The organism is Bradyrhizobium sp. Mp19 (genome assembly GCF_029952935.1).
Lineage (GTDB): Bacteria > Pseudomonadota > Alphaproteobacteria > Rhizobiales > Xanthobacteraceae > Bradyrhizobium > Bradyrhizobium elkanii.
In genome coordinates this window covers 1-22,610 of sequence record NZ_JASAUT010000052.1, presented here as the reverse complement: position 1 = coordinate 22,610, position 22,610 = coordinate 1, and the positions used below count along the sequence as shown (strand labels likewise).

22 protein-coding genes are annotated in these 22,610 nt (G+C 65.1%); 10 read left to right on the top strand and 12 right to left on the bottom strand.

What is annotated here, in order from left to right:
• The first annotated feature begins 21 nt into the window (after positions 1 to 21).
• Both QJT82_RS35790 and QJT82_RS35785 read left to right on the top strand, forming a co-directional pair.
• On the top strand, positions 22 to 819 hold the full coding sequence (locus QJT82_RS35790; RefSeq protein ID WP_028343410.1) for an N-formylglutamate amidohydrolase: 798 nt from the start codon (positions 22 to 24) through the stop codon (positions 817 to 819).
• A 128-nt stretch (positions 820 to 947) separates the two neighbouring features.
• The gene (locus tag QJT82_RS35785) at positions 948 to 2,687 is read left to right on the top strand and encodes an adenylate/guanylate cyclase domain-containing protein (RefSeq protein ID WP_259245097.1); all 1,740 of its coding nucleotides are present in this window, start codon (positions 948 to 950) and stop codon (positions 2,685 to 2,687) included.
• Between the two features lie 203 nt (positions 2,688 to 2,890).
• On the opposite strand, the gene QJT82_RS35780 is transcribed toward QJT82_RS35785, so the two are convergent.
• The 6 genes from QJT82_RS35780 to QJT82_RS35755 all read right to left on the bottom strand — a co-directional run bounded on the left by QJT82_RS35780 (position 2,891) and on the right by QJT82_RS35755 (position 9,575).
• The gene (locus tag QJT82_RS35780; RefSeq protein WP_028343408.1) at positions 2,891 to 3,073 is read right to left on the bottom strand and encodes a hypothetical protein; all 183 of its coding nucleotides are present in this window, start codon (positions 3,071 to 3,073) and stop codon (positions 2,891 to 2,893) included.
• Positions 3,074 to 3,080: 7 nt separating this feature from the next.
• Complete coding sequence (locus QJT82_RS35775) at positions 3,081 to 4,223, bottom strand: PepSY-associated TM helix domain-containing protein (protein WP_028343407.1); 1,143 nt, start codon at positions 4,221 to 4,223, stop codon at positions 3,081 to 3,083.
• Between the two features lie 30 nt (positions 4,224 to 4,253).
• Positions 4,254 to 6,515, bottom strand: coding sequence for a TonB-dependent siderophore receptor (locus QJT82_RS35770; RefSeq protein WP_028343406.1), 2,262 nt, complete (start codon positions 6,513 to 6,515; stop codon positions 4,254 to 4,256).
• 336 nt (positions 6,516 to 6,851) lie between these two features.
• Positions 6,852 to 8,057: an NAD(P)/FAD-dependent oxidoreductase gene (locus QJT82_RS35765; RefSeq protein WP_028343405.1), complete on the bottom strand. Its 1,206-nt coding sequence runs from the start codon at positions 8,055 to 8,057 to the stop codon at positions 6,852 to 6,854.
• A 103-nt stretch (positions 8,058 to 8,160) separates the two neighbouring features.
• Positions 8,161 to 8,493 (bottom strand): hypothetical protein, encoded by a 333-nt coding sequence (locus tag QJT82_RS35760; protein ID WP_028343404.1) that lies wholly within the window; start codon positions 8,491 to 8,493, stop codon positions 8,161 to 8,163.
• A 131-nt stretch (positions 8,494 to 8,624) separates the two neighbouring features.
• The gene (locus tag QJT82_RS35755) at positions 8,625 to 9,575 is read right to left on the bottom strand and encodes an AraC family transcriptional regulator (protein ID WP_028343403.1); all 951 of its coding nucleotides are present in this window, start codon (positions 9,573 to 9,575) and stop codon (positions 8,625 to 8,627) included.
• Positions 9,576 to 9,943: 368 nt separating this feature from the next.
• Between QJT82_RS35755 and QJT82_RS35750 the strand changes: the two genes are divergently transcribed.
• On the top strand, positions 9,944 to 10,876 hold the full coding sequence (locus QJT82_RS35750; RefSeq protein ID WP_035632714.1) for an AraC family transcriptional regulator: 933 nt from the start codon (positions 9,944 to 9,946) through the stop codon (positions 10,874 to 10,876).
• Positions 10,877 to 10,888: 12 nt separating this feature from the next.
• Here QJT82_RS35750 and QJT82_RS35745 read toward each other — a convergent pair whose 3' ends face one another.
• Both QJT82_RS35745 and QJT82_RS35740 read right to left on the bottom strand, forming a co-directional pair.
• Positions 10,889 to 11,068: a hypothetical protein gene (locus QJT82_RS35745; protein WP_028343401.1), complete on the bottom strand. Its 180-nt coding sequence runs from the start codon at positions 11,066 to 11,068 to the stop codon at positions 10,889 to 10,891.
• A gap of 9 nt (positions 11,069 to 11,077) precedes the next feature.
• On the bottom strand, positions 11,078 to 11,311 hold the full coding sequence (locus QJT82_RS35740; protein WP_028343400.1) for a hypothetical protein: 234 nt from the start codon (positions 11,309 to 11,311) through the stop codon (positions 11,078 to 11,080).
• 193 nt (positions 11,312 to 11,504) lie between these two features.
• Here QJT82_RS35740 and QJT82_RS35735 point away from each other — a divergent pair, with 193 nt between their 5' ends.
• Genes QJT82_RS35735 through QJT82_RS35725 form a run of 3 tightly spaced genes read left to right on the top strand, consistent with a single transcriptional unit; the run spans position 11,505 to position 15,777 of the window.
• Positions 11,505 to 12,179, top strand: a complete 675-nt coding sequence (locus QJT82_RS35735; protein WP_028343399.1) for a TetR/AcrR family transcriptional regulator — start codon at positions 11,505 to 11,507, stop codon at positions 12,177 to 12,179.
• Positions 12,176 to 14,857, top strand: a complete 2,682-nt coding sequence (locus QJT82_RS35730; protein ID WP_028343398.1) for a molybdopterin-dependent oxidoreductase — start codon at positions 12,176 to 12,178, stop codon at positions 14,855 to 14,857. Before QJT82_RS35735 ends, QJT82_RS35730 begins: the two co-directional genes overlap by 4 nt.
• Positions 14,854 to 15,777, top strand: a complete 924-nt coding sequence (locus QJT82_RS35725) for an FAD binding domain-containing protein (protein WP_028343397.1) — start codon at positions 14,854 to 14,856, stop codon at positions 15,775 to 15,777. Before QJT82_RS35730 ends, QJT82_RS35725 begins: the two co-directional genes overlap by 4 nt.
• A 64-nt stretch (positions 15,778 to 15,841) precedes the next feature.
• Here the strand turns inward: QJT82_RS35725 and QJT82_RS35720 are convergent, their stop codons facing one another.
• The 4 genes from QJT82_RS35720 to QJT82_RS35705 form a co-directional block, all read right to left on the bottom strand.
• The gene (locus tag QJT82_RS35720; RefSeq protein ID WP_245288848.1) at positions 15,842 to 17,629 is read right to left on the bottom strand and encodes an adenylate/guanylate cyclase domain-containing protein; all 1,788 of its coding nucleotides are present in this window, start codon (positions 17,627 to 17,629) and stop codon (positions 15,842 to 15,844) included.
• Positions 17,630 to 17,778: 149 nt separating this feature from the next.
• Complete coding sequence (locus tag QJT82_RS35715) at positions 17,779 to 18,396, bottom strand: LysE family translocator (protein WP_028333127.1); 618 nt, start codon at positions 18,394 to 18,396, stop codon at positions 17,779 to 17,781.
• A 203-nt stretch (positions 18,397 to 18,599) separates the two neighbouring features.
• Positions 18,600 to 19,142 carry a hypothetical protein gene (locus tag QJT82_RS35710; RefSeq protein WP_028343395.1) on the bottom strand — a complete coding sequence of 181 codons (543 nt, stop codon included), beginning with the start codon at positions 19,140 to 19,142 and terminating at the stop codon, positions 18,600 to 18,602.
• Between the two features lie 7 nt (positions 19,143 to 19,149).
• A complete protein-coding gene (locus QJT82_RS35705; RefSeq protein WP_051448072.1) occupies positions 19,150 to 20,589 on the bottom strand; it encodes a hypothetical protein in 1,440 nt (479 codons plus the stop codon).
• 120 nt (positions 20,590 to 20,709) lie between these two features.
• Between QJT82_RS35705 and QJT82_RS35700 the strand changes: the two genes are divergently transcribed.
• The 4 genes from QJT82_RS35700 to QJT82_RS35685 are packed head-to-tail and all read left to right on the top strand — an operon-like array spanning position 20,710 to position 22,486.
• Positions 20,710 to 21,024, top strand: a complete 315-nt coding sequence (locus tag QJT82_RS35700) for a metalloregulator ArsR/SmtB family transcription factor (RefSeq protein ID WP_028343393.1) — start codon at positions 20,710 to 20,712, stop codon at positions 21,022 to 21,024.
• Positions 21,017 to 21,481, top strand: coding sequence for an SRPBCC family protein (locus QJT82_RS35695; RefSeq protein ID WP_028343392.1), 465 nt, complete (start codon positions 21,017 to 21,019; stop codon positions 21,479 to 21,481). Before QJT82_RS35700 ends, QJT82_RS35695 begins: the two co-directional genes overlap by 8 nt.
• On the top strand, positions 21,474 to 21,941 hold the full coding sequence (locus tag QJT82_RS35690) for an SRPBCC family protein (protein WP_028343391.1): 468 nt from the start codon (positions 21,474 to 21,476) through the stop codon (positions 21,939 to 21,941). The genes QJT82_RS35695 and QJT82_RS35690 overlap by 8 nt, the downstream gene beginning before the upstream one ends.
• A gap of 32 nt (positions 21,942 to 21,973) precedes the next feature.
• Positions 21,974 to 22,486: an SRPBCC family protein gene (locus tag QJT82_RS35685; RefSeq protein WP_028343390.1), complete on the top strand. Its 513-nt coding sequence runs from the start codon at positions 21,974 to 21,976 to the stop codon at positions 22,484 to 22,486.
• Positions 22,487 to 22,610 lie beyond the last annotated feature (124 nt).

Genomic DNA, 22,610 nt, shown 5'->3' with positions numbered 1-22,610 from the left:
CAAAGTTGAGGAAAAAAGCCCTTGAATTACGGAGGCGGTCCATCGTTCCTGCTCGCGAGCACCGACGCTTCACCGGTTCTTGAACACAATGCCGACGGCCGCTCGCCGTTCCTGTTCACCTGCGACCACTACGGCAGGCTGATTCCCTCTCCGCTCGGCGATCTCGGCCTGCCCGAAGACGAGCTCGTGCGGCACATCGCCTGGGACATCGGCATCGCCGGCGTCGCAACCCGCCTCTCGGACCGGCTCGGCGCGCATTTGATCGCGCAGCGCTATTCGCGGCTCGTGATCGACTGCAACCGTCCGCCGCATGTCGCAAGCTCGATCCCGCTGATCAGCGAGGCCACCACAGTGCCGGGCAATGAAGGCCTGTCGCGCGAGGCCGCCGAGATGCGCCACGCGCAGATCTTCGATCCCTATCACAAACGCATCGACGAGATCATCGACGCGCGCGCGCGTCAGGGCCTGCCGACGATGCTGGTGTCGCTGCACAGCTTCACGCCGATCTACGCCGGCATCGCGCGACCCTGGCACATCGGCACGCTCTACCACCGCGACACGATGCTGCCGCCGCTGCTGTTGAAGCATCTGCGCGCCGAGGGCGATCTCGTGGTCGGCGACAACGAGCCCTACGCGGTCAGCGACGAGACCGACTACACGATCCCCGTGCATGGCGAGGCGCGCGGCCTGATGAATTCGGGCATCGAGATCCGCCAGGACCTGATCTCCGACCAGGCCGGCGAGACGGCGTGGGCCGAACGGCTGGCGCGCATCCTCGGCGAAATCGAGGCGACGCTGCGCACGGAAGCGCTGCTCTAGCGACTAACGGTCAGCCAGGGCGTGGCCTCTAGCCCGAAGCCAGCTCGACGTGCTTTAATTGGCTGGGTTGAACTTCCAAGTTAGGGTAGTCCGTGGCGCCCGAGCGAGTGGAAAGGCGACTGGCAGCAGTGCTGGCGGCAGATGTCGCCGGCTACAGTCGCCTGATGGGAGCGGACGAGGAAGGCACGCTCGCGCGGCTCAAGGCGGCCAGAAAGAATCTCATTGATCCAACGATCGCCGCTCATCGAGGCCGCATCGTCAAAACGACCGGCGACGGCATGCTTGTCGAATTCGGCAGCGCCGTCGATGCAGTGCGCAGCTCTGTAGAAGTCCAGAGCAGGATGGCAGAGCTTAACGCATCCGCACCGCAACAGCAGCGGATCGAATTTCGCATCGGCATTCACGTCGGCGACATCATCATCGACAACGACGACATCTTCGGCGACGGCGTCAACATCGCCGCGCGGTTGGAGAACATCGCGGACCCGGGCGGCATATGCCTGTCGGACGACGCCTACCGGCAGATCCGGAGCAAGGTCGATGCAGCCTTCGAAGACATGGGCCAACAGAATCTGAAGAACATCACTGAGCCGATCCGCGTTTGGCGAATGAAGATTGGCGCCAGACCTTCGCCTGAGCGCCATCCAACTCCCGCCGAATCGCATCACGTGCGCCCGTTTTCGGGAAAGCCCTCCATCGCGGTGCTGCCGTTCCAGAACATGAGCGGCGACAACGAGCAGGAGTATTTCGCGGACGGGATCGCGGAAGACGTCCTTACGACCCTGTCAAAGATTCAGGAACTGATGGTGATAGCCCGCAACTCGAGCTTCGCGTTCAAGGGGCAGAACAGGGACATTCGCGAAATCGGGCAGATCCTGGGTGCTCGTTATCTGCTGGAAGGGAGCGTTCGAAAGATCGGCAATCGCATCAGGTTGACGGCGCAGTTGATTGATGGTCGAGACGGCGGCCATCTCTGGGCGGATCGCTTTGACGGAGACCTGGACGACGTGTTCGATCTCCAGGACCGAATTACGCAAGAGATCGTCGAAGCGCTTGAAGTGCAGTTGACGGTCGGTGAACGCGCAAGGGTGTGGAGAAAACGCTCGGGCAGTCCGCTGGCTTATGAGTATGTCTTAAAGGGACGCGCCCTGTACGTTAATTTCGCAAGGCAAACCCATGCACAGGCCCGGAAGCTTTTTGAACAAGCGCTGGAGATCAATGCCTCGTTTATGCCGGCGCTCTATTTGTTGGGTCTTACCCTGACAGACCAGGCGCGCTTCGGTTGGATCAAGGATGAAAATGAAGCGTATCAAGCAGCACTGGGCTGCGCTGATCGGGCTCTCGCCGCCGACCCGAGCTTCGGGGAAGCATACCTCGTGATCGGCTATGTTCGTACCTATCAACGCCGTCATGATGAGGCTGTGGCAGCAGGAGAAACGGCGATCAGCCTCGCTCCCAGCAGCTCTGACGCCCATCACATGGCGGGCATGTACCACGGTTATGCCGGCAACTTCCGAAAAGCCGTCCTCTACGAGGAACACGCTCAACGGCTCAGTCCGATTGAGCGCAACGAATCCATGGTCGACGAAGCGCGCGCAAGATTTCATCTCGGAGATTTCGCGGCGGCGCACGATATAGCCTCCCGCGTGCTGAGGCAGCGGCCGCTCTGGCTGACCGCGCAGTCGACGCTCATGGCGGCGCTCTGGAATCTCGGCCGGCAAGATGACGCGCGCATGATCGCAAGCGACTTGCTGGCGGGCCACCCCAATTTCAGCTTGGCCCGCTGGGCCAGGCTGCTGCCGTATCGTCGACAAGGCGACCTGGACGCATTGGTCAACCCGCTACGCATGGCGGGGCTCCCGGAGTGAAACCTGTCATCTTACAATTTACAATGCCGTCGAGAGCGCGATGCCGCACGCCAGGTACCTGCACGGCCGCGACTGCTTGTTCGATTGCCGGTTCGGCTTCTTGCGCATCTCCGCGGATGAGACACCACAGGGATCGGCATATTCCGATTGGACCGGCTTTGCTGATTGCGCGACCGGTTCGAGGCGCGATCAGGTCAACCCGATCAATTCGGCTGGCGCCGCCAGATGAACACCAGGTAGAGCAGCACAGGCAGGCCGAGTCCGGCCCACGAGACCGCATCCCACCAGCCGTCGCCGACCAGCGCGCTGATCAATCCGACCGTGCTCACGACCGCGATGACGAGCGGGGCGCCGAAGATCTGGGTCAATGAACGATGCGAGACCATGCTGACGTCACGACGATAATGCGGGGTTGTCGATGGAGGCGGCGTTGGCGATCGCGCGTTCCTGGCTCACACCGGCCTTGCGGCGGCGCATCCACAGATACACGCCGGTCACGAGAATGAAGATGGTCAAGATGTCGAGCAGCGCCCAGACGATCTTGAGCGGCATGCCGCCATAGTCGCCGAAATGCAGCGGCTGCGAGACGAACAGGGTCGTCACATACCAGGGCATATCCCTTGTATCGGTCAGCTTGCCGGTTTCCGCGTCGATCAGCGCCGGCTTCAGCAGCCGCGAGGTCAGCGGCGTATCGCCATGCAGGAATACGGCGTAGTGGCTCTTGCTGCTGAACAGGGTTCCCGGGAACGCGACGAAGCTCGGTGTCATGCCGGGCACCGCATGGGTGGCCACTTCGACCGCCGCATTCAGCGAGGTCAGCTTCGACGGCACCGGCCGGTCCTTGTACTGCGCGGTCATTTCGGCGAGCTGGCCGAACTGCCACATCTTGAGCACGAGGTCGGCCCAGGTGTTGATGACACCAGTGAAGCCGACGACCAGCGTCCAGGCGACGAGCAGGATGCCCGCGAGATTGTGGACGTCGAGCCAGCGCACGACGCGGGTCCGCTGCGCGCGGTAGGCGCCGAAGCGCAGCTTCCGCATCGAGGGCGCATAGACGACGATGCCGGAGATGATCGCGACGCAGAACAGGATCCCCATCAATCCAAGGAACAGCTTGCCGGGCAGCCCCGCGAACATGTCGGTGTGCAGCTTCAGCATGATGTAAGTGAAGCGGCCGGTCACATCGGGCGCATCGAGATAGGCGCCGGTATGGGTGTCCATCCGGATCAAGAGGTTGTTGGTCGGATCGGCATCGATGGTCGGGCCGACGCTGACGAACATCGCGCTCGGATCGTCGCGATCCCAGATCAGGAAGTGAGGCACCTTTCCCGGCGCCTGCGCCATCGCGTTGCCGAGCAGACGGTCCAGATTGGCCGGCGGCGTGCCTGGCGGCACGTCGGCCGGCTTGACCTGACTGTGCAGGAGATCATCGATCTGCTCGTGGAAGATCAGCGGCAGGCCGGTGATGCAGAGCAGCAGCATGAACAACGTGCAGATGAGGCTGGTCCATTTATGGACAGCGCCCCATCGCCGCAAGGATCTGGTCGTCGCAGTCAATTTCGTTACCTAGTTCCAGGTGTACTTCATCGTGCCCAGCACCGTGCGGCCATTGCCGAGGCCGCAATAGGGAAGCCCGGTCAGGCAGGATGCAACGTAGAAGTGGTCGGTCAGATTGGTGACGTTGACCTGTGCCTTCCATCCCTTCAGGTCCGGCCGCAGATAAGCGAAGTCGTAGCTGACCGACGCATCGAGCAAGGCATAGGAGGGAATGACAAAGGTATTGAAGTTGTCGCCGTAGGTCTCGCCGACATAGCGCACACCGAGACCGAGCCCAAGGCCCGCGAGCGCGCCGTCATACCAGGTATACTTGCCCCAGACCGCGCCCTGGTCCTGCGCCGTGTTCATCATGTACTTGCCGGCATAGCCGGCGAGGCTCGTCGTCACCCGCGGGTCGAGATGGGTGTATCCCGCCGTGATCTCGAACTCGCGCGTCAGATTGCCCTTCAGCTCGAGCTCGAGGCCGCGGACGCGCACGGCATCGGTCTGCACGTTGAACAGCGGATTGAGTGGATCTGCCGTCAGTACGTCCTGCTGACGGATATCGAACGCCGCCGCCGTCACCATGAAGTTCGAGCCGTTCGGCTTGAACTTGACGCCGACCTCCGCGCCCTCGCCTGTCGTCGGCCTGAACGACCGGCCGGCGCTGTCGGCGCCGAGATTCGGTGTGAACGAGGTCCCGTAGCTGACATAGGGCGCGAGGCCGATATCGAACAGGTAGCTCAGGCCGATGCGCCCGGTTTGCGCCGAGTCATCGCGCGAATAATGGCCGGCCGGCGGATAGAACGCCATGCTGGTGAAGCCGGAGCTGACCCAGTCCTGGCGGCCGCTCATGGTCAACGTCCAGCGATCGAGCTTGATCTGATCCTGCAGATAGGCGCCGAGCTGCGACTGCCTGTCGTCGCGCAGAATGAACGGCGCCAGCGAGCTGGCTGACGGAACGGCGGTGCCGTAGACCGGACTATAGGCATCGATCGGCGCAATCGGCGTCGTGCGATAGTCGGTATTGGCCCACAGGTCGAAGTAGTCGACGCCGGCCAGCACCTTGTGGACCAGCGGCCCGGTCGCGAAATCCGCCTGCAGCTGATTGTCGAGCGCGACATTGGCGGCGTTGGCCTTGACGTAGTTGTAGGTGCGCGCGACCAGACGATCCGTCACCATGCCCTCGGTCCGCACCGATGCGAGGTCGTTGCTGACCTGGGTGTAGCGGAGATTTTGCCGGAACTGGAAGATGTTGTCGAAGCGATGCTCGAACGCGTAGCCGACCGCGAACTGCTCGAGATGATAGCCATCAAGCCCGGGCTCGCCGAGGTAACGGCTGTAAGGAATATGTCCGTTGGGGTTGGGCAGGAAGGACACCTGTCCCGGGACGTATTGCTGGTAACCCTTGTTGTCGACCTTCTGGTACTGCGAGAGCACGGTGAAGCTGGTGTCGTAGGTCGGGCGCCAGGTGAAGCTCGGCGCGATGAACAGCTTGTTGTCCTGAACGAAGTCGGTCTGGCTGTTGCTGTCGCGGCCAAGGCCGACGATGCGGTAAAGGAACCGGCCGTCCTTGTCGGCCGGACCACCGATATCGAAGGCGCCCTGGAAGCGATCGAACGAGCCGAACGATCCCTCGATCTCGTAATGCGGCGTCTCGGTGGGCCGCTTGCTGACCAGGTTCAACAGGCCGCCCGGATCGGATTGTCCATACAGGCCGGATGACGGGCCCTTCAGGACCTCGATGCGCTCGAGACCATAGGTCTCGATGCGCGGGACGGCGAAGGACGTGGTGTCGGTCGGCAGCCGCAGCCCGTCGAGATAGCGCGGCGCGGTGAAGCCCCGCAGCTTGAACTCGTCGAAGAACGCGTTGGCGCCAAAACTCTCGATCGTCACGCCGGGCGTGTAGCGCAGTGCTTCGGTGATGTTCTGCGCACCCTGCGCCTGGATCTGATCCTGGGTGACGATCGAGATCGACTGCGGCGTCGTCAGGACCGGGCTGTCGGTCTTGGTTGCGGTGACGCTCTGGCTTGCGAGATAGCCGGTGACCGGGCCGTTGCCGCGCTCTCCGCCGCCACTCGCCCCGGGTGCTGGAACGTTCTGCGCGGGCGCCCGGTTCGCGATCGATCGCGGCGTCGTGCGCGCAGGACGCGCCGCGCGTCGCGCCGGCTGCGTTCGCCGCGCTTGCTGCTGTTGTTTCGGCGCCTCGACCGTCACCGGCGGCAGCGCCGATTGCGCAACGCTTTCACGCGGCATCACCACACTCAGCACGAACAAACCGCCGCCGGCCATGTACCCGGCCGACAGCGCAGTGCGACGAAACATCCGACCCCCGTCAACTCACATCGCCTTCATCTTCGCCGTCACTAACACGATGAAAGACGTACGCAGCCGATCGGTGATTAGAACACGTCCAGTGTCGGGCTTATCGCCGGTGGTGTTGCGAGCTCGCAACGCGAACGCAGCGAAACTGCGTCAATGCGCCTCAGATTTTTCGAGCGCTTCTAAGGACGATTCTAAATTGCGTTTCGCTCCGCGATACTTCGAGTCAGTTCCGCGCACAGCGATCGAACGACGCCGTGCGCGGAAGCGATGATCGCAATTGCGGTGCTCTCGCCGAGCTCAGCGTCAGACTTCGGTGACGTGCTCCGGATCGGCGGATGCGAGCGCCGCGGCACGCTCGGCGCGCGGCGGATAGATCCAGACGGTGTTGATCTCCCGCTTGGTCTTCTTGGCCACGTCGCCGACCATCTCGACCTTGCGCTCCCAGCCGCGGGTGAACAGCGCACCGGCCTCGCCGAGGTCGAGGCAGGTGACATAGGCCTTCTGGTGATACGGCTTGGTCGGGACACCGAGCAGCTCGGCCGCGGCGTTGTTGCCGGCAAACGCGCCCATCCGCGTCGCGTGCTGGCACGACATCAGCGCGTAATTGCCGACATCGTCGCATGCGGCGCGCGCCGCGTCGCCGGTGGCGAACACGCCCGCGACCGACGGCACGCGCAGATCGCGGTCGACCAGCAGCCGGCCGAAATTGTCGCGTTCCGCCGGGATCTGCGTGGTCAGCGGCGCGGCGCGAATGCCCGCCGCCCAGACCACGGTCGCAGCCTCGATATGCTCGCCGTTGGAGAGCGTGACGCCGGACTTGCTGACCTCGGCGACGCCGGCGCCGAAGCGGCCTTCGACGCCGAGCTTGCGCATCGCGTCCTCGATGATCGGGCGCGGGCCTTCGCCCATGTCCGGCGCGATCGCGGCATTGCGATCGACGATGACCACGCGCGGCCTGGCGTCCTTGCCGAGGATCTCGCGCAGCCGCGCCGGCATCTCGGTCGCGGCCTCGATGCCGGTGAAGCCGCCGCCGGCAACGACCACGGTGTCGCGCGCCGCTGATGCCGGCTGTTTGGCGAGGCCATGCAGATGGCGGTCGAGCGCGATCGCGTCCGCAAGACTGTCGACGCTGAAGCCATGTTCGGCGAGGCCGGGCACGTTCGGACGGAACAGCCGGCTGCCGGTCGCCACCACAAGGCGATCGTAAGGCAGCGTCTTGCGCGCGTCCTTGGCGGTGACGATCTGCACGGTGCGGGCCTTGGTATCGACGGCTTCGGTGCTGCCCTGCACATAGACGACGTCGATCGCGTTGAAGACGTCGAGCAGGGGCGCGGTCAGCGTCTCCGGCTTCGGCTCATAGAGCCGCGGGCGCACCACCAGGGTCGGCTCCGGCGCGACCAGCGCGATCTCGAGCTCCTCGGGCGAGACGCCCTTGATGTCGCGCAGGCGGGCCGCGGAGAGCGCGGCGTACATGCCGGCAAAGCCGGCGCCAATGATGACAATTCGCATGGGTATCTCCTCTGGGTTGACAGTCTCTGATGTCCGCGCGTTGCCGCCGCGTGCGGCGAAGCCTGTCGCGATCGGCGACGCGAAGAGGTGAAAGGGTGAGCGCCTATTGCCGGGCGCAGCTCGACAGGAACGGCGTGCGCGCCGCAGGCATGCACGCTGCGCGGCAGCCTCTCGCGCCCGAGAGCGGTCCATGCTGGAGGCCGATCGGCAGCGCGGCCCCCGGGAGCCAGTCGCGGTACAGCGCCTGGGCGGCGTCGCTGATCGTCACCGACGTCATGGCATCGGCGCCCTGAACGGCCTGCGCCGGCGCATCGGCATCCTCGCCTGTTGCCGACGTGAAGCGGACCGTGAGCGTAAGTCCGTACATCAGCGCAGTCGCGAGGACCCGACGTCGCCGCGTGACTGCAAGGGAGCTACCGAAATCCTTCCAGGCCATCGCTTGTCTCCGTTATTGGCATGGGCGCCACGGTGATCTAGCGAATTTGACTTGTGAGTGCCCCAGAGCGATTGCCCGACCTGAAGAGCGATTGCGGCTAGAGCACTTTCGGTTCTGCGCTCGAAAACGCCCTACCGCAGGCGCCGCCGCCAATCGCTCGGGGTTTCGCCGGTCAGCTTCCTGAACGCGGCCGCGAACGCGGTCTGCGAACTGTAGCCGAGCGCCGCCGCGATCGAGACCACGGATGCGTCGGTGTCGCGCAGCATGTTCATGGCCTGCTCGAGCCGGTGCTGGCGCAGCCAGGCGTGCGGCGAAAGCCCGGTGCTTTCCTTGAAGGCGCGGCAGAAGTGAAAGCGCGACAGGCCGGCGTCCGTGGCCAGCGCCGCGAGCGAGACGTCCGCATCGCTGTCCGAGCGCAATCGCTCAATGGCGCGGCGCAGCGCTGTCGGCGCCAGACCGCCCACGGTCGCCTGAACCGTGGCAGGCACGCCGGCATGCGCCGACAGCAGGCGCGTGGCCAAGAGATCCGTCAGTTGCTGCCGGAACAGCGCATCCAGCGCCGCGCTGCCCTCGAGCGCATCAGCGGCGCTCAGCAGCAACCGCGATGTAATCGGATCGGGGTGCCCGGTGCGCTCCAGCAGATCGCCCGGAGCCGCGGTGTCGGCTTCGCCGGCGACGCGCGCCAGCGTCGCATGCGGAAGATAGAGCTGAACGACATGCAAGGACTGGTGAATATCCCAGCGCGAGGTCGAGCCGGCCGGAATGATCGTCACGACCCCGGACCGCGCCGTTCCGATCGAAGCCACCTTGCCGGTGCGCCGCTCCAGCCGCTGCGAGCCGGCGGGATAGCTCATGACGACATGGTCGACCATCGGCCTGACCACGTCGTGCAGGGCATCATGCTTCCAATAGGCGATCGCGCCGCTCGAGGGGTCGGCCGCCATGCGAAGCGGCTGCGTCTTGAGCACACGGGCCATTTCCTGACCGGCCGGGCAGCGCGGGCCGGCCGGTGCCTCGGCCGGCCGCGCATCGGATGCGGCGGGCAAATCCCGCAGAGGATCTTGCAGGATCGGCTTACTCATCACCTGTGCTCGCGTTTGAAGGCTCATGCGCTCTCTCCTTGCGGGCCGGTCTGTGGGACCGATGAGGCGCGGAACTGCCCGCCGGACCTAAGCGCCGTGCAGTTCGGCTGTCTTTCCTGAAACGGCCATGCTTTGCCCAATTCTGCGCCAAGCGCAGCGCTGCGACATTTCTGCGTCGGGTACGGCCGATCGAACCAAGGCGATTGAAATCGTTCTGGAATCGCTGGGCCGCGATCGGCCGGCAGATCGTTCATGATTGCGTGAGCAAACTGGACTGCGCCGCAGCAATCCCGGATAATGAGTGACGGCTTCGAAGGATGACTGACAGGTCCCTGCCCGGCTGCGCATCAATGATGGACTCAACGCACATGACACAGGCGGGCGCCTACGGGCAGCGGCTCGGGCAATTCCTGCGCCTGAAGGATACGCCGCCGGCGCTGATCACGCGCACGCTGCGCAGCGCCGAACTCGCGGTCACCGAAACCCGGGACGACAACCCGGTGCCCGGGCTGTCCGGATCGCTCACCGCCGAGGATGCCTTTCTGGTCAGCCTGAAGCTGCACGATTATCCGGACTGCGAATTGTGGGAGGGCGGCAAGTGCCTCATGAAGCGGGATATCCCCGCGGGCGCGACCTATCTCTACGATCTCAAACGCGATCCGCGCTACGTGATCGACAAGCCGTTCCACTCGCTGTTCTTCTATCTGCCGCGCTCGGCGCTCACTGATTTCGCCGAACAGACAGGCGCGCCGCGCATCGGCGAACTGGCCTGCGAAATCGGCGACGGTCACGACGACGGCGTCATTCGCCATGTCGGGGCGCTGCTGCGCGAGGGACTGCGCCGGCCGGACGAGACCAACCAGCTGTTCATCGATCACATGATGCTGGCGCTGACCGCACACGTCACCCGCACCTATGGCGGAATACAACACCCGACCGGACCGAGCCGCGGCGGCCTCGCCGCCTGGCAGATCAACCGCGCCTGCGAAAAGCTCGAGTCGGACCTCAGCGGGAAGATTTCGCTGAAGCAGATCGCGGCCGAGCTCGATCTGTCGGTCGGCCATTTTTCGCGCGCCTTCCGCATCTCCACCGGCCTGCCGCCGCACCAATGGCTGCTTCAGCAGCGCCTGAAGGTGGCCAAGCAGCTGATGGCGGCGCGCGACCTGTCGCTGTCCGAGATCGCGATTTCGGCCGGCTTCGCCAATCAAAGCCACTTCACGCGGGTGTTTTCCGCCGTGGTCGGCGTCAGCCCGGCGGCGTGGCGGCGCGAGATGCATCGCCCGGCGAGAAGCGAGAGCTGAACAGGTCCGCGTTCAACCGGCCGCCGCGGCTCGCACGGCATGCTTCGCATGCCATTTGGGGCCCGGTCCGCGCATGTAGTGCAGCTCGGGCCGGTAGGGATCGCGAATTCGCGCGATCAGATTCAGCAAGCCTGTCGTGATCGCGTTCCAGCCGTCGCGCAGAAGGAGCAATGATGCGTGCGGTGACAGCATGGCGCCCTCTCAGTGCGGCTTGCCGAGCACGGATGCGAAGGACAGGATCACGATCTCGTCGCCGGACTCGTCGCTGACATGCACGACCCAGTCGCGCCAGTCTTCCAGGCTGACCGTTGCGACCAGCGATCGCATCATGCACGTCGCCGCCTCGCAGGCCTCCGAGAGGCTGGTCACCGAGGTGCCGCGGCGATCCATCAGCACCCCGTGCGTGGTCGAGCAATGGAAGTAGACCTGGGTCATGTGCGTATCCTCGCAAGCTCCGGACGAGAAGGTCATCTTTGGAGCTCCACGTTTCTTCGACGCGACCATTCGCAAGGCGGTTCACACCGGCGCGGGCTGCGCGGCGGCCTCGCGGAATGGTGATCAAGCCCCAGCACCACCTCCTCACCAAATCGCGATTTGACAGTTTTTCGATATTTGTCAAAATCGTCAAATGGGACCGAAAACCCGCATTCTCGATGCCACCATGCTGGTGTTCCGCCGGCACGGCTTTCGCCGCTCCTCGATCGAACTGGTCGCCGAGGCGGCCGGCCTGACGCGGCAGGCGCTCTATCACCACTTCGAATCCAAGGAAGCGCTGTTCCGCGCCGTGATCGAGCGCGTGCATGAATCCGCGATCGCGGCCGAGGAGACCGCCGTTGCCGCGGCCGAGACCGCGGGCGGCGATCTCGGCGACATCCTCGCCGCGGGCATGACCGCGCGGATGTCGACCATGATCGGCTCGCTGGACGGCTCGCCGCATCTCGAGGAATTGTATTCCGAGCACCTCGTGCACGCGCGCGACCTCTACCAGACCTACGCCGCGCGCTATGCGGAACGCATGGTCGCGACGATCACGCGGGTCGTGCGCAAGCAACAGCTCGCGCTGCCGCAAGACCTGACGCCGGCCGAATTCGCGCGGCTGGTCGAAATGGCGATGTACGCAGCGAAGTCGCAATATCCGGCGATGCAGCCGTCGGATGCGTTTTTGAAGGACATGGCGATCATGGTGCGGACGCTCTGCGCCGGCGCGCTACCGAAACCCATGCCGAAATCGCAGAAGCCGCCCGTCAAGAAGGCGGCAATCCCCAAAAGGCCGACACGCAGGACAAGCGGAGGACATCCATGAGCACGACGACCGTTAATGGCCGCGTCGAATCCCTGCCCGATGATCCCGATGCGCTCTTGATCGACATCGTGCGCGACCAGCTCAAGCTCACCGGCACCAAGCTCGTCTGCGGCGCCGGCGTTTGCGGCGCCTGCACCGTGCTGGTCGACGGCGCGCCGGTCGCAAGCTGCCTGATGCCGGCGCACGCCGCCGCCGGCAAATCGGTGACAACGGTGGAAGCCATCGCCGCGTCCGGGCTGCATCCGGTGCAGAAGGCGTTCATGGCGCATGACGCGTTGCAATGCGGCTTCTGCACCCCCGGCTTCATCGTGGAAGCGACCGCATTCTGCGACCGCTGGCGCGCCACCAGGGGAACGGCGGTGCCGTCGCGCGAGGAGATCGGCGCGGCGCTGTCGGGCCATCTCTGCCGCTGCGGCGCCTATGACGGGATTTTCCGTGCGGTGGCGGACGCCTGCGCCGGCCGCTTCGACGGCGATCATGTCACGGCGCCCCGCATCGAGGCGCGCGACAAGGTGACGGGCGCGGCGAAATACACCGTCGACATCCATCATGACGGCCAGCTCGAAGGCCTGATCCTGCGCTCGCGCGAGGCGCATGCGCGGATCACCACGCTCGATCTCGCGCCGGCGCGCGCGGTCCCCGGCGTTAGTGCGGTGTCGCTGCTCGGCGACGACCGTGTCGTGCGCTATGTCGGCGAGCCGATTGCGGCGGTTGCAGCTCCGGACCGCAAGACGGCGCTGGCCGCGCTGGCCGCGATCAAGCTGACCAGCGAGCGCCTGCCCGCCGTGGTCGGGCTCGACGCCGGACGCAAGGATGATGCGCCCGTGGTGTTCGACAAGGCGAGCCGCAAGCGGGCCGGCAACGTCTCGGAAGCGGCCGGCGGGCCGGCGCCCTGGAAGCAGAACATCCGCGGGCCGACCGCGGTGTTCTCGACCCGCGCCAAGAAGGCCCGCAACTGGGTGGACGAGGCGCGCCAGGCCAGCAACAAGCTACTCGTCGAAGCCACCTTCCGCACCGCCACGCAGCAGCATGCTTGTCTCGAGCCCCACGCCGCAGTGGCGCGCTTCGACGGCGACCGGCTGACCCTGCACGCCTCGACCCAGCAGGTGTTTCACCTGAAGGAGCAGATCGCCAAGCGCTACAAGCTCGATCACGACAAGGTCCGCGTGATCGCCGACCACGTCGGCGGCGGCTTCGGGTCGAAGGCGAGCCTCGGCACCGAGGCGATCGCCGCGATCGAGCTCGCCCGCGCGGCGAAAGCGCCGGTGCGGGTCGCCTATGATCGCCAGGAAGAACTCTCGGTCGCCGGCTATCGGCCGGCTGCGGAGTTGAAGGTCGCGCTGCTGCCCTCCGACCAGGGCGGCCTGAAGGCGCTCTCGGTCACCGCGCATGCCGATACCGGCGCCGCGACCAACTCGACCATCGCGGGCCTGGCACGGCTGATCTATCCGGCCGAGGCGAAGGATCTTTCGGATTTCGACGTCATCAGCAATCTGCCGCCCGGCGCCGCCTTCCGCGGCCCCGGCGGTCCGCCGATGGCATTCGCCGTGGAGCAATCGATCGACGAGGCCGCGCTGCGGCTCAACGTCGATCCGATCGCCTTGCGCAAGAAGTGGGATCCCGATCCCAACCGGCAGCGGCTCTACGATTGGGCATCCGGGCTCGAGATCTGGCGCAACCGCAAACCGGCGCAGAACGGGCGCTACCGCCGCGGCATCGGGGTCGCGACGGGCTACTGGCTCTATCTCTGGCAGCCCAAGGTGAAGGTCGAGGTCGCGGTCAAGGGCGGCCGCATCGTTGCCAGCACGGCGACGCAGGACATCGGCACCGGCACCCGCAGCGTGCTTGCCGACGCGATCGCGCGCGAGTTCGATCTCGAACCCGGCGACATCGATGTGCGGATCGGCGATTCGTCGCTGCCCGAAGGCCCCGGCTCCGGCGGCAGCCGCGTCACCGCCTCGGTGATGCCGCCGACGCTGCAGGCGGTGCGGAAGCTGAAGGCCGCGATGCTCGAACAGGCCACAAGAAAGCCGGCGCCCGGCTCGAACGCGCCCTGGCGCGAGCTGATCGCGCGCTCGCCCGACATCGCGGTGGTGGAGACGCGCGGCGAGGACGGCAAGAACACCGCGCCCGGCATCCGCTCGCCGCTGCGCGAAGTCGGCCTGATGGGCATGGTGTTCGGCTGGATGATGCGCCGCTTCTCGAACATCGCGGTCGGCGCCGGCGTGCCGAGCTCGGTGCAGGTGATCGAGGTCGAGGTCGACACCTGGCTCGGCCATGTCCGCGTGCTCAACGTGCATACCGGCATCGCGGTCGGCAGGATCGCTTCCCCCGCGCTGGCGCGCAGCCAGGCTTGCGGCGCGGTGATCCAGGGCCTCGGCTACGCACTCTACGAGGCACGCGAGCTTGATCCGAGCAGCGGCGACGTCCTGACCGCGGGAATGGAGGACTACCGCATCCCGGGGATCGCCGACACGCCGGAAATCGACGTCCATTTCGACGAAGCCGGCTTCGACCATGTGCTCGGCAACAGCGTCGGCATCGGCGAGGCGTCGACGGTGCCGACCTCGGCCGCTGTCGCCAACGCGATCCACAACGCGATCGGCGTCCGCCTCACCGAGATTCCGATCAGGCCCGATCGCATCGTCGCCGCGCTGAAAGGGAGGGATGCCGCATGAGTGTCGCAACTGCAGACGTCATCTCCGCGCCCGAATTCCGCGCCGCCGGCACCGATCTGTCGGAGCGTCGCCGCAGCGGCCTGTCGTGCGGCGCGATCATCGATCTCGCCGCCAGTCCCGACACGATCGGTGTTACGTGGAATGCGGACGGCTCGGCCCGCATCGGCGCCCTGACCACGATCGCGGCGATCGCATCCGATCCGCGGCTCGCCGAGGCTTACCCCGGCATCGCCGCCGCAGCGCAGGGCCTCGCCACGCCGCAGATCCGGCACATGGCAACGCTCGGCGGCAACCTCGCCCAGCGCTCGCGCTGCTGGTATTTCCGCAATCCGCAGATCGCCTGTCTCAAGAAGGGCGGCGCCGACTGCCCGGCGCGATCCGGCAACCATCTCTATCACGTCGCATTCGATCTCGGTCCATGCGTCGCGCCGCATCCGTCGACGATGGCGATGGCGCTGCTCGCCTATGATGCGAAGGTCGCCACCGACCGGCGCAGCCAATTGTCGATCTCCGACCTGCTCGGCGACGGCAGCAACGGCGCGGCCGACAATCTGCTCGCACTGGGCGAACGGATCGAGCGGATCGAGCTTCCCGTCCCGCTGGCCGGTGAGCGCGCGCTGTACAAGCGCGCCATCAGCCGGACGCATGCGGAATGGCCGCTGGTCGAGATCTGCGTGCGGGCGGTGATATCCGGCGGCGCGTTCCAGCAGGCCCACATCGCCGCCGGCGGCATCGCCCCGGTCCCGCTGCGGCTGACCGCGTCCGCGGCGGCGCTGCAGGGCAAGCAGATTAACGCGGCGACCATCGCGCAGGCCGCCGAACTGGCGACCTCGGGAGCCAGGCCGCTGCCGATGACCGGATACAAGCTCGAGCTGCTGACCGGCCTGGTGCGCGACGTCGTCGAGCGGATCGTGGCGTAGCATCAAGCGCCCATTCGCGGCCTCGAGGCAACGTCGCGTCTGGAATGCATAGATCCAGGAATTCCTACGCCGGAATGCCGGCCTCACACAGCACGGCGACCATGCGGTCGCCCCATTCGACGCTCCTGGTCGGAAAATTCTGCCGCGCGTAGGACGCGCGGAAATCGGGCCGCAGCTTGAGCAGGCGGCCGGCGATGACGCGTGCCTCGTCGAGGCGCCCCGAGCCGACCTCATTCATGATCAACGCGCTGAGCGTGTGTGCGTCTTCGCCGATCACCAGCGCCTTGGCGGCGGCCGCACGGCCCTGCTCATACTGGCCGAGCATGAAATGCGCGAAACTGATTCCGTTCCACATCGACGCCCGCCCGGGATCGATCGGGCTGAGCCGGAGTCTGTGCTCAAAACTTTCGATCGCGCGTGCCGGCTGGACGCACATGAGCGAAATCCAGCCGCGATATCCCCACGCCGCAGCATCATTCGAATTGAGCGAGATCGCCTCTTCGATCATGGTCTCAGCGCGATCGTAGTCGTGGCCGAGATAGGCAAACATGTGAGCCGCGCGCGCCAGCACGAACGGATCGTCGCTGGCCAGCGCGCAGGCGAGCTCGGCGATCCGCAGCGCCTCAGCCAACTCCTCCGCGCCGGGGGGCGTACCGCGCGTGGTCTGTTTCAGCAGTGACGAATAGGCCAGCATGATCTGAGCGGCCGCATAATTGGGATCAAGCGCGCAGGCCTTGTTGAACCACTCGCCCAGTTCGGCGTCGCCCCACTTGGAGCGGTCTGCATAGGCCGCAATGCCTCTCAGAAAGAGATCGTAGCTGTCGAGACGGTCAGTCGGCTTGGTTCGGGTTCGTTCGATCTCGCTCTGCTGGATTTTTGGCGCTATCACGCTGACAACATTTGCGGTGACCTGGTCCTGCAGGTCGAACACGTCCTTCAGCTCACCGTCGAACCTGTCTGCCCAGAGATGCGCACCGCTGCCGGCCTCGATCAGTTGCGCGGTGATCCGAACACGGCCGCTCGACTTACGCACCGAACCTTCGAGCACGTATCGCACACCGAGTTCGCGCCCGACCTGCTTGATGTCGACGGGCTTTCCCTTGTAGGTGAAGCTTGAATTGCGCGCGATCACGAACAACGATCTGAAGCGCGATAGCGCCGTAATGATGTCCTCGACGACGCCGTCGGCAAAGTATTCCTGCTCCGCATCGCCGCTCATATTCTGGAACGGCAGCACCGCGATGGAGGCCTTCTCGGCAAGCGCGGGCGGGGAGGCCGGAGCGGTGAAGGCGGGTTTCGCGACCGTGGCCGCTGCGCAGGCGGCGCCAACGCGAAGCCTCCAAGCACGAATTGGCTCCGCAATATTCTTCAGAAGCTGCGGCCCCAAGTCCTCGAAGGTCGCATCGACCTTGCCGCGAACTTGCCGTTGCGCGTCGTCGGAAATGCAAACGCCACCCGGTTCGGCAATCCCCTCCAGGCGAGCTGCGATGTTGACGCCATCGCCAAAGATGTCGTTGTCATCAAAAATGATGTCGCCGATGTGGATTCCGATTCGGAATTCGAGCAGCTGCTCCGTTGGTACGCCAGCATTCTGATCGGCCATTCGACGCTGAACTTCAACGGCGCTGCGCACCGCATCGACGGCGCTGGCGAATTCAACGAGTATTCCGTCGCCGGTCGTTTTGACGACGCGGCCGCGATGCGCAGCCAGCGTCGGATCGAGCAGCATCCGCCTGACCGACTTCAGCCTGGCCAGGGTGCCTTCCTCGTCGATTCCCATCAGCCGGCTGTAGCCGGCGACATCCGCCGCCAGAACCGCTGCCAGACGCCGATCCACGCTATCGGTGGTCAAGGCCCTGCTCCCAGACGATGGGTTAGCTTCCGTCGCGGATCAAAGCATGGCCGACGGCCTCCGGGCTAGAGCAAACGTCTGCGAAGTTTGCCGACGCCGGGGAATCGTGGCCTTGTCGGCGACGATTTTGAGCCTATCGCCCGGCGGCTTCAGCGCGCCCGGGTCAGCGCCAGCCAGATGCCGCCGCCGATCATGAAGCCGCCTGATATGCGCGACATCAACCGGGTCCGCTCCTTGGAGAAGAACTTGCGGGCGCGGCCGGCCGCCAAGGCGTAGGCGGCGTCGGTCAGCACGGCGGTCGCCATGAAGGTGAGGCCGAGCAGCGCCACCTGCGGGACGTGCGGCTTGTCCATATCCATGAACTGCGGGATGAAGGCGCCGAAGAACACCAGCACCTTCGGGTTCGAAAGCAGCACCAGAAAGCCCTGCAGGAAGAAGCCGCCGCGCGGCGGCGGCGGCGTGTCGTCGGTGCTGACGCCCTCGACCGGCGAGCGGATCAGCTTGAAGCCGAGCCAGACCAGATAGGCGGCACCGGCAAAGCGCACCCAGTCGAACCAGTAGCCCATCGTCGCCATCAGTGAGGTCAACCCGACCGCGACGGTGCCGATCACGATCGCAAGTCCCACCTGCGCACCCAACACGTTGGTGAGCGCGGCGCGCGTGCCGTAGCGCAGCCCGTTGGCGATCACCATCGTGACGATCGGACCAGGCAGCAGCGCCAGCGCGATGCAGGCGGCGACGAAGGCGAAATAGGCTTGCAGGGACATGAGGAGCTCACTGACGGTGAAGCCGAATTATGCACATAGGACGGGCGAAGAGGAAGCGGCTCCTGCTCATCTCTGTCATACCCCGCGAAAGCGGGGTATCCAGTACGCCGCGGCCCATCAGCTAAGCATCAGCGTCTCTGGAATACTGGGTCACCCGCTTTCGCGGGTGACGACACCATTTTCGCATGCGAGAGACGGGTTCCTCAATGTCCCTCCATTGCCGTAATCATCCATGCTCTGATCTCTCGCGACTCCAGAAACTTCAACGTCGCCCGCTGCACCCCTGCGGCATCTCCCCTGCCCTGCGCCGCGACCGCCATCAGGTCGCAGCGATGCGACACCGCGATGCCGATCGCAGTGTGCTTCTCCTCGGGCATCTCGAGATCATAGACCCTGATCCGCCCCGGCATGTCGGCGACGGCAACGGCATCGCCCGCCTTCAGCGGCACAAAGCGCGGGCTGATCATGTCGACATCGGCGACGCGATCGACCTCGTCGTCATCGGCGACGCCGCTGTCGCAGTTGCAGAAGCCGAGTTTCGGCCTGAGATAAACCTCGACGTCGCCACCGCACTCCGCCGCGCCGCAGCGGAAGGCGCGGCCGGCGGGCCAGCCGTCGCGCTGGAACGGCCAGGCGATTTCACGCCACGCGGCCGCGCCCGGCGGCGCCATCTCGTAGCCGGCAACGGCGGAGAGCCCGCCGAGCGCCAGGAACATCGCCGCTGTGGCCGGCCATGAGCGCATCATCGCGCGCTCACGGCAGACCGGCGACGGCGCGCGCCGCGCCGGTCAGTTCGAGGATGTGGAGGCCGGTGTTGGCGCGGTCGACCGCATAGATGTAGCCGCGCTCGTCGGTCTCGACATTGTTGGTCTGGATCGCGACCTTGCAGCGGTCCTTGCCGTCGATCGTGACGCAGCGCTTGTCGGTCGCCGCCGTGATGGAGGGAATGAAGTAACCCACTTCCCTCGGATGGTAGGGATCGCGGATATCGAGCGCGCGGACGCCGGCGTTGAAGAAGGCGATAAAGGCCAGCTTCTTGTAGTAGACCGGCGCCATGCTCTCGTTCGACGAATGCGACCCGAACCGGCCGCCCCGCTCGCAGAACGCGCCGGAGGCTTCGGGCACCGTGTAGCTTGAGATCAGCATCGGCCGCGCCTCGGTGGTGACGTCGGCGAACCACACCATCTGGCGCGCCTCGCCGCATTCGTTCTGGATCGCCTCGTCGACGATCATCACGATGTCGCGGCTCTTGCCGTCCTTGTCATGGGCGAACTCGGCGATCGGCATACCGGGTATCGGAAACACCGTATGCGCGCCGTTCATCGCCGACAGCGGCATCCGCGCGATCTCCGGAAATTTCAGATTGTCCGTCGTCGGCTGCTTCGGTCCGTTCAGCAGCTTGTCGCGATCGACGATCTGCAGGAAGCCGCCCTTGTTGGTGCCGTAGCCGAAGTAGACGCGATTGCCCTGCGGCCCGGTCGAGATCGGCCCGTGCAGTTCGGTCGGCACCGCGCCGGTCGCACCCGGCTCCTGCCCGGGCAGGCCGAAATCCCTGATCTTCTTTGGCTGCGCGGGATCGGAGAGATCATAGACCTGCGTCATGCGCCGCGTGCGCCAGTCCGGCGCGCCCGACACCAGGAAGGCGATGCCGGTGCCGCATTCCCAAAAACTCTTGTGCGTGTCCTTCAGCCCGCCGATCCGGGTGACGAGCACCGGATTGGCAGGATCGGCGACGTTCCAGATTTCATGCGCCTCGCTGCCGAAGGTGCGCAGCATGTAGACCGCGTTGCGATCGCCCTTCGGCAGATCCTTGCCGTCGCAGATCCGCACCATCTGCGCGCCGCCGGATTCATACTTGCCTTCCTGTCCGGGAATGTGCCGCAGATATTTCGGATGCGCGGGATCGGTGACGTCGACGATCGAGGTGCCGTTCGGCTCGGCCTTGCCGGTCATCGGGTTGACGGGATCGGGAATGTCGTCGGTGCCGCCGTGATGGCCGATATAGGCGATCCATTTGTCGCCCTGATGATGGATGGTCGGCTGATAGGCGCTGCGGGCCTGCAAATCGCTGGTTCCAACCAGCCTCATGTTGGATGCTTCGGGCGGGTCGCCGATCTTCTGCCGGGCGCTCGCACCATTCGCGAACAGGACAAGAAACAACGTGCAGCAAGCTGCCGTAACGCGACCACCCATGCGCACCACCCAATGTTCCACACCAATCTGCGTTGGCTGCCGGCGAGGCTAGCACGGCGCTGCCGGCCTCCAAACACACGCTCTTGACATGCAACCATTTGGTTGCCTATTATCCGACCCATGGATGAAGTCTTCAAAGCCCTCGCGGATGCCTCACGGCGAACGCTGCTTGACCGGCTTCACGATCAGAACGGGCAGACGCTCGGTGAGCTCTGCGACGGTCTCGACATGACGCGTCAGGCCGTCACCAAGCACCTTGTGATTCTCGAGGAGGCCAACCTCGTCACCACGATCAAGCATGGCCGCGAGAAGCTGCACTATCTCAACCCGGTTCCGATCCATCAGATCGGCGAGCGGTGGATCAGGAAGTTCGAGCGCGGGAAACTCGCCGCGCTGAGCGAGTTGAAAAGACAATTGGAGAAGCGTGATGAGTAAACCGGACTACGTCTACGTCACCTATATCGAGACCACCGCCGACAAACTGTGGCATGCGCTGACATCGAGCGATTTCACCGAACGCTTCTGGTTCGGCTATCGCGTCAGCTCCGACTGGAAGATCGGCTCCCCCTACCACCTCACCAAGGACGGCCGCCGCAGCGTGCAGGGCGAGGTGCTGATCGCCGATCCCTCGAAAAAGCTCGCCTACAGCTGGGATGTGGTGAAGGAAGGCGTCGAGCGCGAACAGGTCTCGCGCGTGACCTTCGACATCGAACCCCACGGCGGAGTGGTCAAGCTGACCGTGACGCATGATAATCTGGGTCCGAAGACGCTGCGCGACATCTCCGGCGGCTGGCCGATGGTGATCGCAAGCCTGAAGAGCTTCCTGGAGACCGGGCGCGAACTGCCGGCCGACCTGCTCACCAGCGGCGCGAGGGAGGCCTACCATGCCTAAGCCCGAATTCGCCTACGTCACCTACATCGAGACCACCCCGGACAAACTGTGGGACGCGCTGACCAAGAGCACGTTCACGCGGCAATACTGGTTCGACACCGAGCTGCAATCGGACTGGAAGGTCGGCTCGCCGCTCGCGCTGGTGATGGGCGGCAAGACCACCGACACCGGCGAGATCCTCGAGGCCGACCGGCCGCGGCGCCTCGCCTACACCTTCAAGCACGTGCTCGACGAGGACATGCGCAAGGAGCCGGCAACCAGGGTGGTCTTCACGCTCGAAGCTCATGGCAAGATCGTGAAGCTGACCGTGACCCATGAGGGCTTCGGCGCGGGCAGCAAGCTGCTCGACGGCATTTCCAAGGGCTGGCCGGCGATCCTGTCGGGACTCAAGAGCCTGCTCGAGACCGGCAAGGCGGTCACGATCCCGCCGGCCGCGCTCGGGATCGACGGCTTCGAATGACAATGAAAATCTATCGACGGGTGCGAACGGACATGAACATCGAAAAATTCAAACCGGCGATCGTCTACGCGATCTACATCGCCGCCGCGCCCGAGAAGGTGTGGCAGGCTTTGACCACTGCCGAACTCAGCCGGCAGTATTTCTCCGGCAACGCGGTCGAGGTCGATCTTCGCCTCGGCGGCGCCTACGTCGTGCGCACGCCGGACGGCGCGCTGCACATCTCCGGCGAGGTGATCGAGTGCGATCCCCTGAAGCGTCTGACCGTGACCTTCAACGTCAACTGGCCGCAGCTGGTCGAAAAGCTCGGACCGACGCTCGTCACCTGGGAGATCGAGCCGGCCGGCGACGGCGTGAAGCTGACGCTGCTGCAATCGCATGACCGTCCGATCAGCGACGACATCCTGTCGGGCGGCCGCACCGGCTGGCCGGCGATCCTCTCCAGCCTGAAGAGCCTCGTGGAGACCGGCAAGGCCATGGTGATCCCGATGCAGCCGCCAGCGCGCATGATGGCCGCGCTGAAGGAATTGGGAATCCCGATGCCGTAAACATATCCCACCGTCGTCCCGGCGAAAGCCGGCAACTGTTATGTTGATTTGGTCTGCAGGTACGGCTTTCGGTCTCGCATCATGGCATTGAGGACCGTGAGCAGCTTCCTGGCGACGGCGATGA